The following is a 12822-nucleotide window of genomic DNA, read 5'->3' as shown; positions in this document are numbered from 1 at the left end:
GAGCTGGTATTGAGCGTTTTAACTGCATGCATCACCTGTGCATGCATAAGTTCAAAACAGTAGCATACTCTTATTAAGCCCAGATGGCGGAATTGGTAGACGCGCATGGTTCAGGTCCATGTGCCGCAAGGTGTGGAGGTTCGAGTCCTCTTCTGGGCACCACCCCTATTCCAAAAAAACCCCGTAAATCCATGATTTACGGGGTTTTTTCTTTTTGTTCTGAATTTCGCTGGCGCTGGACAAGTGCACGGATACGCCGCAATGCCATCGGCGGCACGCCGTTTTCGGCGCTTACAAGATCTTGCGCATCAAGACATGCTCGATGCCGGCGTCCATGAACACCGGGCCCTCGGCCCTGAAACCGTGCAAGCCGTAAAAACCCCGGGCATGGCACTGCGCCGCCAGCACCACAGAAGCGTCGCCGCGACGCCGCGCTGCGTCTACCAGGGCTCCCAGCAACAAGCCGCCCACCCCTTGCCCGCGATGGCTGTGGCGCACAGCCATGCGGCCGATGTGGGCGTCGGGCAACAGCCGCCCGGTTCCAACAGGCGTGCCGCCTTCGAGCGCCAGCGCATGAACGGCGATGGCGTCGTATTCGTCCAGCTCCAGTTCGATGGGCACGCCCTGCTCTTCCACGAAGACCTCATGGCGCAAGGCGGCCGCCCGCTTTCCCAGCTGCGCCCAGTCGCCGACCAATACCTCCAGTTTCCGCATTGCCGCCCCATCCTCGATTCTTCGGGCCCATGCGGGCCCGGTTTTCCCCTGCGACGATAGCACCAAAGCCCGGTGCCGAAGGAGAAGAATGGCATACGCCTTGCCCGCTAACTACCAGTGTAGTGTCGCGCGCCATCAGGAACAGATAGCGCGCAACACTACGCTAACATGTACCAACCAGCCGAACAGACGGGAGACGTCATGACTGATCACGCCAGCGTCCAGGCCTTCTTCGACCAGGCCACCAACACGGTCAGCTATATGGTGGCCGACACGCAATCCCGCCAAGCGGTATTCATCGACCCCGTGCTGGACTATGACCACCCCAGCGGCAGGGTCTCTACCGAATCGGCCGAGCGCATGCTGGCCGCCGCCCGCGATTCCGGCATGAAGGTGGTGCGCATCCTGGAAACCCATGCGCACGCCGACCACCTCAGCGCCGCGCCCTTTCTCAAAGAGCGCACCGGCGCGCCGGTCTGCATCGGCGAGCACATCAGCACCGTGCAGACGATATTCAAGCCTGTCTTCAACCTGCCCGATGTGTCGGGCACCGGCAGCGAGTTCGACGAGCTGTTTCGCGACGGCGACACATTTTCGGTGGGCGCCCTGCAGGCTCGCGTGCTGCACACGCCCGGCCATACGCCGGCCTGCATAGCGTATGTGATCGGCGACGCGGTGTTTGTCGGCGACACGCTCTTCATGCCGGACTACGGCACGGCGCGGGCCGATTTCCCGGGGGGCAGCGCACAAACCCTGTACAGGTCCATACGCCGCCTGCTGGAGCTTCCGCCCTCCACCCGCGTGTTCGTGTGCCACGACTACAAGGCCAAGGGACGCGATCACTTCGCCTGGGAAACCACCATCGAGGCCCAGCGGCGCGGCAATGTGCACGTGCACGACGGGGTGTCCGAAGAAGAGTTCGTACAGATGCGCACAGAGCGCGACAAAACACTGACCGCCCCCACCCTGCTGCTGCCGTCCATCCAGGTCAACATCCGGGCCGGACGCTGGCCCGAGCCCGAAGACAACGGCCGGCGCTACCTGAAGATTCCACTCGACCTGGGGTCGCCGCGTGAAAACCCTGCGGGAACATGAACACCGAGCCGCCAGGGCATGGGATTTGCTGCCGGGCATTGCAGACAACCCGCAAGGAGAATTGACATGCCAGCAAAATCCCAATCCCAGCAGAAAGCAGCCGGCGCCGCCCTGGCCGCCAAGCGCGGAGACATGAAAGTGGGCGAACTGAAAGGCGCCTCGAAATCCATGTACAAGTCGATGAGTGAAAAAGAGCTGGACGACATGGCCTCGACCAAGCGCAAGGGCAAGCCCGAGCACAAGTCCAAGCACTGAACGCCGGGCCCTTATCCCCGAATATGGGGTAAAGGCCGGCCACCCCATGGCGATTCCCCTACATCCGGAAACCATGTTCTGGTATGGTTGTAGACCAAGAATAATCAAAGAAGGAATCGCCGGTGTCCTTTGTGTCGCGCCATACTGCTTTCTATCTTGTCATCCTCGCAGCCCTGGCCAGCCTGGTTTTCACTTTTGCCTTCAGCATATGGTGGCTGGCGCCCGCCCTGGTGTTCGGCGCCCTGACGGCGCTGGGCGTGCGCGACCTTACCCAGACCCGCCACACCATACGGCGCAATTACCCGGTAATAGGCAATCTGCGCTACCTGTTCGAATTCATCCGCCCCGAGATCCGCCAATACTTCCTGGAAGAAGACTCGGCCGAACTGCCCTTCTCGCGCTCCGACCGCTCGCTGGTCTACCAGCGCGCCAAGCGCACCATAGACAAGCGCCCCTTCGGCACGCAAGAAAACGTCTACGGCGACGGCTATGAATGGATCAACCATTCCATGAGCCCGACCAAGCCCAAAGACAGCGACTTTCGCATTACCGTCGGCGGCCCGGCCTGCACCCAGCCCTATTCCCTCTCGGTATTCAATATCTCGGCCATGAGCTTTGGCGCGCTGTCGGCCAATGCCGTCATGGCCATGAACAAGGGAGCCGCGCTGGGTAACTTCGCCCACGACACCGGCGAAGGCGGCATCAGCCGCTATCACGAAATGCACGGCGGCGACCTCATCTGGAACATCGGCTCGGGGTACTTCGGCTGCCGGGACGAAAAAGGCCGCTTCTCTGAAGAGCTGTTCGCCCGGCGCGCCACCCATCCCAACGTCAAGATGATAGAGATCAAGCTGTCGCAGGGCGCCAAGCCCGGCCACGGGGGCATTCTGCCGGCCAGCAAGGTCACGCCCGAAATTGCCGAGGCGCGCGGCATTCCGGTGTGGCGCGAATGCGACTCCCCCTCTCGGCACGGCGCCTTCGACACCCCCATCGAGCTGCTGGAATTCGTGCAGAAGCTGCGCGAGCTTTCCGGCGGCAAGCCGGTGGGCTTCAAGCTGTGCATCGGCCACCCCTGGGAGTGGTTCGCCATCGCCAAGGCCATGCTCAAGACAGGCATCACGCCCGACTTCATCGTGGTCGACGGCGCCGAGGGCGGCACCGGCGCGGCGCCCATCGAGTTCGTCAACCATGTGGGCACTCCATTGCGCGAGGGCCTGCGCCTTGTGCACAGCACTCTCGTGGGCATCGGCCTGCGTGAACAGATCAAGCTGGGCGCCTCGGGCAAGATCATCAGCGCCTTCGACATGGCGCGCACCATGGCTTTGGGGGCCGACTGGTGCAACAGCGCGCGCGGCTTCATGTTCGCCGTGGGCTGTATCCAGGCCCAGGCCTGCCACACCGACAAATGCCCCACCGGCGTCACCACGCAAGACCCCGGCCGGCAAAAAGGCCTGGTGGTGGGCGACAAGGCGCAGCGCGTCGCCAACTACCACGGCAATACGCTCAAGGCGTTGGCCGAGCTGCTTGCGGCGGCCGGCGTCGAGCACCCCGGCGACCTGCGCCCCCACCACATCGTGCGCCGCATTTCAGCCAGCCGCGTCAGCGTGCTGTCGGCCCTGTTTCCCGACTTGGCCAAGGGCGAGCTGCTCGAGGGCAAGTACAGCCAGACCATCTTCCGCGTCACGTGGCCCATGGCCCAGGCCGAATCCTTCGCCCCCCTGTACAGCCTCAGTGCGGCGCTTTCGGGCCTGGGCGGCCCGCCGCATGAAGACTCCGGCCCAACCGTCGTACCCGCTTCTTCGCCGCGCGCAAACGCCTCTCCCGAAGCCGGCACGAACTCTGCCGCCCCGGCCTGAGCCATGCGGCCCTTGGCGGGCCCGAATGGGTATTTTCCCTAGTTCTAAAGGCCGGTCTGATCGACTATTCTGAAGTCACTGCTTATCAGGCAGACCGCTGCCTCCAAGGCAGTCCATCTACACTACGTGAACGTAAGTGTCTCTGCCCAACTAGGCAGTAAGGCCCCGCCAGAAGGCGGGGCCTTTCAGTTTCCGGGCAAGAACTTCCCGACTTGCGCCTTCCCTCCGGCCACGCCGCTTGTAACACAAGCTTGCGCCGCCCCTGGGCCAGCCCTTTGCCCGCTCCCCATTTTGCGCCTGCCGATATTTGGCAGCCGGTCAGTCGTTGCCCTTCCTTCTTTGATGCGGATCGCGGTATTTGCCTCACACCAGGCGGGCATGGCCCATGGCGCCAGCAGAAGCCCTGAAACTTGTCTAAGATTACGGGTTCGGGGTAAACCCCAATTCGCGGGCACGTCCCGCCCGCAATTTTTTCAGGAATCGAACGCAGTGCAAGGCATCAAGCGCAAAGTCGTCTATGTTTCGTTGTACGAACTGATCGCAATAGGTATTACCAGCTTCGGGCTGGCCAAGCTCGCGGGCCAGGAACTGGGCCACGCAAGCGTCGCCGCCGTGGCCTCTTCCGCCATCGCGGTGCTGTGGAACCTCGTGTACAACACCCTCTTCGAATACTGGGAAGCGCGCCAGACAGTGCGCGGCCGCGGCCTGCTGCGACGCGTCGCCCACGCCTTCGGTTTCGAACTGGGTCTGGTCATCATGCTGGTGCCGCTGTTTGCCTGGTGGCTGCAGGTGTCGCTCTGGCAGGCCTTCGTGCTCGACCTGGGCCTGATCGCCTTCTTCCTGGCCTACACCTTCGTGTTCAACCTGGCCTTCGACCGCATCTTCGGCCTTCCCGCCTCGGCATTGCCTGCCTCATGAACGCAAGCCTGCCGCCTCGCGTCGGGCGGCGGCATTGACACCCAGGCAGCACGGCTCATAACGCCACGCATGATGAATAGCCGCGCGAGGCAGTGCCCGCCCTTGGAACCGGGCAGACGGGCCGCGCCAAATCGAACGATGGGCACGGCCCGAGTTTGCCTACAGCCTTTCGCGAACCTGGGCGGCAATCTCGTACGAACGCAGGCGCGCCTTGTGTTCGTACATGTTCGAGGTGATCATCAGTTCGTCGGCGCCCGTCTTGTCGATAAAGGCCTTCAGCTGCCGCGCCACCGTGTCGGGCGCGCCCACCGCCGCGCATGACAACACATGATCGATCAGGTGCTGCGCCTGCGGCCCGATGTTGTCCAGATAACCTTTTACCGGCGGTGGCAGCCGAATGGGCCGGCCGCTGCGCAGACTGACGAATGATTGCTGCCATGAAGACGCCAGGTAATGCGCCTCGTCTTCGTCGTCGGCCGCAAATACATTGAACCCCAGCATGACATAGGGCTTCTGCAAATATTGCGAAGGCTGGAAGGTGCTGCGATACACCTGTATGGCCTGCATCAGTTGCTGGGGCGCAAAATGCGAGGCAAATGCATAAGGCAGGCCCAGCGCCGCCGCCAATTGGGCGCCGAACAGGCTGGAGCCCAGTATCCACACCGGAACGTTCAGGCCCGTGCCCGGCACCGCACGCACGGGCTGGCGCGGTTCGTCTGAAAAATAATCCAGCAGTTCCAGCACGTCTTGGGGAAACTCGTCGGCGCTGGCGGCAAGATTGCGGCGCAGCGCCCGCGCCGTGGTCTGGTCGGAGCCCGGCGCACGCCCCAGGCCCAGGTCGATGCGCCCCGGGTACAGCGATTCGAGCGTTCCGAATTGCTCGGCGATGACCAGCGGGGAATGGTTGGGCAGCATGATGCCGCCCGCCCCCACCCGGATGGAAGAGGTGCCGGCCGCCACGTGGCTGATCAGGATGGACGTGGCGGCGCTGGCAATGCCCGGCATGCCATGGTGCTCGGCCATCCAGTAGCGCTTGTAGCCCCAGCGCTCGCCATGCTGGGCGATGTCCAAAGTATGGCGGAACGACTCCGCGGCGCTGCTGCCCTCGGCAATGGGAGACAGGTCGAGTATGGAAAAAGGTATCGTGTTCATCGTACTCATCTGGGGGCGCAAAGGGTAAAAACAAGCCAAAAAATTATGGTATAGTCTCGGTCTTTGGCGCATTAGCTCAGCCGGTTAGAGCGACGGAATCATAATCCGCAGGTCCCCTGTTCGAATCAGGGATGCGCCACCAGATACGAAAGGCCGGAAGCCAGCAAATACGCGGGTTTCCGGCCTTTTTCCATTTGGGCGCCACATCACGGGTACAGATAAGGGGTGAGCTACAGGCGGTCCGCGTACTGGCGACATTCAACGTATAGCCACAGGAAACACACCCAACCAGCACGAAGCCCCTAGAATCCGTGGAACAAAAAGTCGACGGCGGCGACGATGTCGTCATGCTGATGCTGGAGACTACACGTCGGGGTCTGTAGCTCCCGCTCCGGAACCGCTGCGAGGTACTGAGTCATCATCACGTGCGGCTCACCGGCGATGTCAAACACTGGATTAAGCGTTTTCGCGGGTTTGAGCACTTCGCTCAGGGGAAGTAGCGGTACAACCGCCCGCGTGCTCATCTGCTGCAGGATGTCCGCCTGGACATCAAGAAGATAGCCTGGTCCTGACGGATTCGGGTAGACGTCGTAGCGGCTCATCAGAACATCCGGTACTTCGCCAATGGAAGGCCGTGTTTTTCAACATATGCATTGGAACTCTCGATGGCTTCCTGATTTTCAGCAAGCCAGAGTTCGCTGCGTGCGCGAGTGATAGCTTGAGTCACGCCGGCTTCGGCGGCCTGTGAGATGTTGATTTGCAGCGCCTTGGCTTCGGCCAGCAGATCTTCAGGTAGTGAAACATTCGTCGCACGCTTGCTCGCGGCGCGTGGGCGGCTTGTTGTCAGCATGGCTTTCTCCCAAATCATGTGGCGCAAAGATGCGCATCAAGCTCAATACATTATATGCACATGGCACGCCTGGGTAATTATGACCACAATTTCGTAATCGATTTCCCTTGGTACCTGTTCCACACCGCTGCTACACTTGCCCCAAGCAGCTTGCAAGCCATTGATAATCAATATGAATTGACGTATAACTGTACAAATTAACAGCATCAGGGATGCGCCACCCGGAATATCAAGGGCTTAGCGATGACCCGCTAAGCCCTTTTCTATTTCTGGCCCCTTCGTGTCCGAACTGTGTCCGAAATTTCGGCTCCACTCCATAATCGGGGTATCCGCCTGACAGCGCCGCGACCGGCTGGCGCGCTGGTCGCGCGCCGGACCTGGATCGACAGCGTGTAATCGTGCAACCTGAAGCCATGCGAGCGGCATAGCGCCGCGATACCACGCGCGGACTGTATCTTGTCGAGCCGATGCTCGTTGCCGGTATCAAGGCACTGCAGGCAACTGCGCCGTGACCACTCTAAGGCAAGTCGATACGCACCAGGCTGTCGGAAACATCCTGGCGCCAGGCTGGATGTTTGTCGCTATGTGGCGCCTTGACCGTCTCCCCGCTCACGCGGGTGTCAGAATCGTCCACGCAGAGTCAACATTACGCTACGCGGTGCGCCGTAGTTATTGCGGTTCTCAACATAACCCGGGTACTCGTAATACACCTTGTCGAACAGATTGTTCACGTTCAACGCCGCCGTCCAATTCGACGTCACGTCATACGCGACCCGCGCGTTCCACACGCTGTACGACGGTCGGCGCACCTTCGAGATGCTGTTGGTCAGCGCGCTCTGCCAATTCACGCCCGCGCCCACGCTCAGGCGGTTCCACTGACCGGGCAAGCGGTATTGGCTCCATAGACGCAACAGGTGCCGCGGCGTTTCCTCGCTGAAAGTCTGGCCTTCGCGGTCCGGATCGCTCAGGAACTTATTGCTGTTGAAGGTATAGCCCGCCGCCACCTGTAGACCCGGCAAGATCTCGCCGCTAATCTCGGCCTCGAAGCCCTGGCTGCGCACCTTGCCCGCCGCGCGCGAACAATACCCGCCGTTGCACACCGGCCCGGCCTCGTAGTCCTGCACCGCGCGGTTCTTCTGGTCGATGCGATACAGGGCGAACGACGTATTCAGCTTGCCGTCCATCAGCTCGCCCTTCACGCCCACTTCGTAGTTCGCGCCGACGATGGGCTTCAAGATGCTGCCGTCCAGCGTGGTGGCCGTTTGTGGCTCGAAGATATCCGCATAGCTGGCGTAGGCCGACCACTGCGGCGTCAGCGCGTAGACCAGCCCCACCATGGGCGTAAACTCCGCGCTGGCCTTGGCGGTACTGACATCGTCCCACGTGGCGGCCTGCGTGGTATAGCGGCTTTCAAACCAGCTGAAACGCCCGCCCAACACCAGCGTCAGGTCTTCCGTCAGACTGCTGCGCAGCTGCGCATAGATGCCTTTCTGCACATGCGGATCATAGCGCGACGTGCGCTGAGAATCCGGAAAGCTGTCTGGCTTGGGCACATGCGGATTGGGATGGAACACGTCCAGCGGCAGATAGTTGGAGGCGTATGCGATGCGGTCCGTCGACGTCAGCCGCGACATGCTCACGCCCACTGTCAGGTCCTGCGCCATGCCCAGCACCGTGAAGCGCCCGTTCACATTCGCATCAAAACCGATGTGCTCCGCCGACTTGTCGTAATTCCATGCGTTGCGCATCGTACCCGTCAAAGTTGCCGGATCCACCGCGCCCGTCGCGTCCAGCATATAGGTCAGGCTTGTCTCCTTCGCATACGTTGCGGCGACGTTCAAGCGCCAGTCGCTATTGAAGCGATGGGTCAAGTCGGCAAACACCTGCGTCTCGTCCCGGTCCCACTGGTTCCAGTCCGCGCCCAGAAAGGTCGACCGCTTCAGCCCCAGCGAACTGCCGTCGCTATACCGCGGCAGGCCACCGAAGAACGGCGTGGACCGCAGGCGCGACACCAGCACACCCGCGCCCACTGTCGTGCTGGGCGACAGGTCGTAATCCAGCGCGAAGTACAGATTGTTGTTGCGCTCCTTCACCACGTCGATGAACGAACCCTTGGAATCCAGATCCAGCACCGCCCGCGCCCGCAGGCTGCCATCCGCGTTCAAGGCCCCGCCCGCATCCAGCATGCCACCCACATGGTCCCACGAGCCCGCGCGCGCCTCCATCAACACCTGCGTCTCGGCGGTCGGGCGCTTGCGCACCAAGTTGATCGAGCCGCCAGGCTGGCCGGCGCCTTCGAACAGGCCCTGCGCGCCGCGGAACACCTCCACCCGATCCAGATGCGCCGTGCTGCCGGTAAAGCTATTGCCCACCGCATAGAAACTGCGCGACAGCGGCACGCCGTCGTACTGGATATTCGTGATCTTGAACCCGCGCGAATAGAAATTGCGCCCGCCGTCGGCCACCTCGCTGATCGTCACGCCCGTGGTGTTCTCCAGCACCTCGCTGATGGTGGACAGATTCTGGTCGTCGATACGCTGGCGCGTTACCACCGTAACCGATTGCGGAATGTCCTTGAGCGCCTGTTCGGTCTTGCCAATGGTCGCCGCGCTGGCGGCGTAGGACTGTGAACCCTCAGTCTGCGCACTGTAGGAGCCTGTCACTACCACGGGCGCCAACTGCGTCGCGCCTCCGCTTTTCCAAAGATTGATCGTATTCCCCGTACGCGAATACTCGATCCCCGTACCGGCCAGCAATCGCCGCAACGCTTCCTCCGGCGTCATTCGACCGCTGACTGGCGGTGCCGGGATGCCTCGTACCAATTCAGTTATGTAAACAAACTGCAATGGCGTCTGCTGTCCAAGCTGCAGCAGCGCGTCGCTAAGCGACTGTTGCTGGATATGGATCTGTGTGGCGGTTTCCTGCGCACGAACCGGCTGCGGCGCGACCATTAACGCCAGGGAAATGGCAATCGCCAAGCTGGACAAGGTCGCCGAAATAACTGCGGGAGTGTGACACTTCTTGCTGTTCACCCTAAGGGCAGCGGGAGAGATCCTATCAATCACGAAAAGTTTTCCTGGTAAATACGGTCAAGCGCGCGCGTCGCTGCATCCCTTTGGCCAAAGGTTCCTGACGGGGAGCAACTGCGTTGCGAAAATATCCCCTTCATTGAGTACGACGGACGAATCCAGAAAAACCCTGAATGAAATCCCAAACTAATTTGTAACAGAAATGATTATCGTTCCCGAACGTTCAGGCGAGCACATGCCAGCCGGGTCCGGCGGCACATCTGCGATCGTGGGAGGAGCGGTAGCCAGGGCACAGGGAACGCGCCCAGAGCGGTCAGCGCAGCAGCCTGCGCTCTTAGGCTTGCTGTAGCGCAACGGCGACGGAGTCGCTTAGTGGCGTGGTAGGCCGCCCGATAAGCTTCGATAGTTGGCGCGAATCGTCGAACAGGGCGCCCTTGGCCGCTTCGACGTCAAATGAAGGCAGTGCCTCGGGCCAGGGGGCGGGAAGCCCTGCCTGCGTAAGTGCCGCCGTGTAGTCGGCTGAAGGCAGGTCTTTATAAGGAATGTCCTTGCCTGTCTGGCGGGATATCTCTGCAGCAAGCTCGGTCAAAGTGTATGCATTATCGCCCGCCAACTCGTAGGTCTTACCCTCGTGACCGGCAGTCGTCAGTACCGCCACCGCCGCATCTGCGTAATCGGCTCGTGCGGCAGAAGCAATCTTTCCTTGCCCTGCGCGCCGAGCTAGTTGTCCGCCCTTAACCCACCGACGCCTCGTAGACCCAGCTGCCTATAGTCAGCGTCTCGTTGCCACCGACCGTTGTGAAATGCAGTTCATACAGGTCGCGTCCGGCGTTGGCGGGAATCTTGACGGTCATGCCCGCGCGGTCGTCGGCTAGCGGGGCGAGCAACTGGTACTCAGGCAAGCCATCGTCGTAGCTGCTGTTGCGCACCAGGATGTAGCCCGGCAGTTCGGGCAGGCTGCTCAGCGTGGCGTAGGGTGTGCCGTTCAGGGTGGACGGAACAGTCGCCGGGGATTCGTTGGTGACGGTCCAGGTCTTGCCCATCCGTGCCTGCCAGGCGGCACTCAACGGGGCCAGCGGAAGCAGTTGCTGCCCCATGGGCAGTGTTGTCTCGTTGTAGCCAGCACCGAACAGGGGACCACGCAGCATCAGGTAGCGGTTGCGATAGGGTTGTCCGTTCGCGTCGGTGCCAGACACGACCTCGAAGCGGTAGCTGATGGGGGCCTCGTTGCTCCACCACCAGTCGTCGCTGCGGTAGCTGTAGCTGGCGTTCATGGGCTGCCATGCGCTGCCGTTCCAGGATGAGAGCGAGAAGCTGCCGTCCTGGTTGGCGGTGACGCGCATGGGCTGGTTATAGTTGGCGTAGACACCCACGGCGTCAGCCAGGTCGGGGGGTGTCGCCCTGGGCGGCGCAGTATGGGCCACCAGCGGCGGCAGGGTATGTATCGAGCCTTCTTCGAGCAAGGCGCGCAGCAGCACGCCTTCGGCCAGCGCGCCGGCGCGGTAGGTGTCGGCGCGTTGCGCATCGCCCGTGTTGCCCGTCACCATCAGGGCCAGCCGCTGGTCCGGCAGTACGTAGAAGTCGCTCGAAAAAAATGCTGTGCCGCCATTCTTCTGCCAGGCCTGAACGCCGGCCGCTGCCAGCCCGGGATGCCGCACGCTGTCCCAGCCAAGCCCCCATACCCATTGCGGCGAAGGATTGATGATCAGGCCCGTGGTCTGGTCGGCGCCCATCTGCGCGATGCCGTCGGCCGACACGATGCTTCGCGACTGATAGGTGCCCCGATCGAGGAACAAACGCGCCAGTTTCATCATGTCGCCCGGCGTAGAGGTCAGGCCTCCGGTGGCCAAGGGACTGACGAACTCCTGGGGGTATTGCCGGCCGCCGGAATAAGGCAGGGCAAACGAGCCGCCTGCCGGCCTTTTTGTCAGAAAGCCGGAATCGGTCATGCCCAGGGGATCCAGCACGTTGGCCTGGATGAAAGAGGCGTAGTCCTGCTTGGCCAGTGCCGCCACCACCCGTTCGATCATCGTGAAGCCGTCATTGCAATAGACAGCCAGCATCCCGGGCAAGTGCTTCAGGTGCTGGTCGGCCAATGCCGCTTCGGCGTTGACCGCGTAGCCCGGTATGGGTTCGAAGGTGAAGGCGTTGCGCATGCTGGTACCGGGCAGGCCCGATGAATGCGAAAGCAGATGCCGGGTCGTGATCTGCGCATACTCGGGCGACAGCATGGTGAAGCCGGGCAGGTAGTGCGCTACCGGCGCATCCAGGTCCAGCAGTCCGCGGTCCCGCAGGATCATGGCGGCCAACGCCGCCAGCACCTTGCTGACCGAGCCGATGTTGAAGCGTGTCTGGATGGTGGCAGCGAGGTTGTCCTGTACCGAGGCGTGTCCGAAGGCCTGCTGCCAGACCACGGTGTCGTTCTTGAGCAGGGCAATCGAGACTGCGGCCACGTTGTCGGGATCGCCGGCCAGGGCGCGCGCGATTTCTTGGCTGCCCCACTCTATTGTCTGCGAGTAGGCGGCGTGCGGAGGGCCGCCGTCGGCGTCGCAGCCAGGCAGGACCGCCGCCAGCATGCCGGCAGCGCCATAACCCAGGAATTGCCGCCGGCTGGAAGACACGGGCCAAGTAGGGATGGGGGCGGACGGTGCTTGCATCGGGGCTTCTCCGGTTGCGGGGGCGTGGCCGATTGGCATCTCCCAACGTAGGCATAGTAGCAGCGCCTTACTATTTGTCACGTCGCGCCTACCAGCGCGGATGAAGAAGCTGCCCCGGGCCCACGGTAACGATACGACACATGCGAACCGTTCAACTGGAAATTCTTTCTTGCTATGCTCGCAGGAAGCGCCCGAGCCTGGAAACGAACAGGCCGCGCGGCCAGCGTCGTGTCATGTAGCGACAGCCGCGGCGCCCATCGCGGAAAAAAATCAAGTCGAATTCCACCTGGAGGGGA

The 12822-nt window shown here is 62.0% G+C and carries 11 protein-coding genes and 2 tRNA genes; 6 read left to right on the top strand and 7 right to left on the bottom strand.

Annotated elements, in window-relative coordinates; all coding sequences use genetic code 11:
- The first annotated feature begins 77 nt into the window (after positions 1–77).
- Positions 78–162: transfer RNA gene (locus tag C7440_RS15785), tRNA-Leu, on the top strand.
- A 129-nt stretch (positions 163–291) separates the two neighbouring features.
- Here the strand turns inward: C7440_RS15785 and C7440_RS15780 are convergent.
- Complete coding sequence (locus C7440_RS15780; protein ID WP_017523735.1) at positions 292–714, bottom strand: GNAT family N-acetyltransferase; 423 nt, start codon at positions 712–714, stop codon at positions 292–294.
- A 201-nt stretch (positions 715–915) separates the two neighbouring features.
- On the opposite strand from C7440_RS15780, the gene C7440_RS15775 reads away from it, so the two are divergent.
- The 4 genes from C7440_RS15775 (at position 916) to C7440_RS15760 (ending at position 4838) form a co-directional block, all read left to right on the top strand.
- Complete coding sequence (locus tag C7440_RS15775) at positions 916–1809, top strand: MBL fold metallo-hydrolase (RefSeq protein WP_116519262.1); 894 nt, start codon at positions 916–918, stop codon at positions 1807–1809.
- Positions 1810–1875: 66 nt separating this feature from the next.
- Entirely contained in the window at positions 1876–2064 is a 189-nt protein-coding gene (locus tag C7440_RS15770) for a DUF3008 family protein (RefSeq protein WP_017523737.1), read from the top strand.
- A gap of 122 nt (positions 2065–2186) precedes the next feature.
- Positions 2187–3920 (top strand): FMN-binding glutamate synthase family protein, encoded by a 1734-nt coding sequence (locus C7440_RS15765; protein WP_017523738.1) that lies wholly within the window; start codon positions 2187–2189, stop codon positions 3918–3920.
- A gap of 489 nt (positions 3921–4409) precedes the next feature.
- A complete protein-coding gene (locus C7440_RS15760) occupies positions 4410–4838 on the top strand; it encodes a PACE efflux transporter (RefSeq protein ID WP_116519213.1) in 429 nt (142 codons plus the stop codon).
- Positions 4839–4997: 159 nt separating this feature from the next.
- Here C7440_RS15760 and C7440_RS15755 read toward each other — a convergent pair whose 3' ends face one another.
- Positions 4998–5990, bottom strand: a complete 993-nt coding sequence (locus tag C7440_RS15755) for an LLM class flavin-dependent oxidoreductase (RefSeq protein WP_116519212.1) — start codon at positions 5988–5990, stop codon at positions 4998–5000.
- Positions 5991–6055: 65 nt separating this feature from the next.
- Between C7440_RS15755 and C7440_RS15750 the strand changes: the two genes are divergently transcribed.
- Positions 6056–6132: transfer RNA gene (locus C7440_RS15750), tRNA-Met, on the top strand.
- 160 nt (positions 6133–6292) lie between these two features.
- Here C7440_RS15750 and C7440_RS15745 read toward each other — a convergent pair.
- From C7440_RS15745 to C7440_RS15725, 5 genes are all read right to left on the bottom strand, one after another.
- The gene (locus C7440_RS15745; RefSeq protein ID WP_116519211.1) at positions 6293–6592 is read right to left on the bottom strand and encodes a CcdB family protein; all 300 of its coding nucleotides are present in this window, start codon (positions 6590–6592) and stop codon (positions 6293–6295) included.
- Positions 6592–6840, bottom strand: a complete 249-nt coding sequence (locus C7440_RS15740) for a type II toxin-antitoxin system CcdA family antitoxin (RefSeq protein WP_116519261.1) — start codon at positions 6838–6840, stop codon at positions 6592–6594. The genes C7440_RS15745 and C7440_RS15740 overlap by 1 nt, the downstream gene beginning before the upstream one ends.
- Positions 6841–7460: 620 nt before the next feature.
- Positions 7461–9905 (bottom strand): TonB-dependent siderophore receptor, encoded by a 2445-nt coding sequence (locus tag C7440_RS15735; protein ID WP_243410948.1) that lies wholly within the window; start codon positions 9903–9905, stop codon positions 7461–7463.
- A gap of 298 nt (positions 9906–10203) precedes the next feature.
- Positions 10204–10458, bottom strand: coding sequence for a Rossmann-fold NAD(P)-binding domain-containing protein (locus C7440_RS15730; protein WP_180064398.1), 255 nt, complete (start codon positions 10456–10458; stop codon positions 10204–10206).
- A 145-nt stretch (positions 10459–10603) separates the two neighbouring features.
- A complete protein-coding gene (locus C7440_RS15725; RefSeq protein WP_116519209.1) occupies positions 10604–12526 on the bottom strand; it encodes a serine hydrolase domain-containing protein in 1923 nt (640 codons plus the stop codon).
- Positions 12527–12822: the final 296 nt, after the last annotated feature.

Origin of the sequence: Pusillimonas noertemannii, from assembly GCF_003096595.1 — a bacterium.
Lineage (GTDB): Bacteria > Pseudomonadota > Gammaproteobacteria > Burkholderiales > Burkholderiaceae_B > Pusillimonas > Pusillimonas noertemannii.
Note: the sequence above shows the minus strand (reverse complement) of the source record. Positions and strands in the feature narration are given on the sequence as shown.